1 protein-coding gene is annotated in these 865 nt (G+C 70.5%); it reads right to left on the reverse strand.

All coding sequences use genetic code 11. The features are described from left to right. Positions 1-85: 85 nt before the first annotated feature. Positions 86-865, reverse strand: a 780-nt coding sequence (groEL, locus tag AVR91_RS43905) for a chaperonin GroEL (RefSeq protein ID WP_228709347.1), incomplete at its 5' end; no start/stop codon positions are given.

Here is an 865-nt window from a genome sequence, read left to right on the forward strand (position 1 = left end):
TAAACGCGATCCGGGCCGGGGAAGGGCGGGGCAGCAAAACGGGGCGGCACTCCGGCTGGAGTACCGCCCCGCTTCAGGGGTGGAACTAGTGCGCGTGGCCGTGACCGGCCGCGGCGGGCTCCTCCTCGACCGGCTTCTCGACGATGGAGCTCTCCGTCGTGAGCACGAGCCGGGCGATGGAAGCGGCGTTCGCCACCGCGGACCGGGTCACCTTGACCGGGTCGACGATGCCGGCGGCCAGCAGGTCGGTGAGCTCACCGGTGGCGGCGTTGAAGCCGTGCCCCCAGCTCTGCTCCTGGACCTTGTTCACGATGACCGCACCCTCGTGGCCCGCGTTGGTCGCGATCCAGAACAGCGGGGCGGTCAGCGCGTCGCGGACGATGCGCACACCGGTCGCTTCGTCGCCCTCGAGACCGAGGCCACCGTCGAGCGCCTTGACCGCGTGCACGAGCGCCGAGCCACCACCGGGCAGGATGCCCTCTTCGACGGCCGCCTTGGTCGAAGCCACGGCGTCCTCGATGCGGTGCTTGCGCTCGTTCAGCTCGGTCTCGGTGGCCGCGCCGACCTTGATCACCGCGACACCGCCGCCGAGCTTCGCCAGCCGCTCCTGCAGCTTCTCGCGGTCCCAGTCGGAGTCGGTGTTCTCGATCTCCTTGCGGATCTGCGCGACGCGCGCCGCGATGTCGTCCTTGGTGCCGGCACCGTCGACGAGCGTGGTGTCGTCCTTGGTGACGACGATCCGGCGGGCGTTGCCCAGCTGGGCCAGCGTGGTCTCGGACAGCTTGTGCCCGATCTCGGCCGAGATGACCTCGCCGCCGGTGACGACCGCGAGGTCGTCCAGGAACGCCTTGCGGCGGTCACCGAA

It is taken from the genome of Amycolatopsis keratiniphila subsp. keratiniphila, assembly GCF_001620365.2.
Classification (GTDB): domain Bacteria; phylum Actinomycetota; class Actinomycetes; order Mycobacteriales; family Pseudonocardiaceae; genus Amycolatopsis; species Amycolatopsis keratiniphila.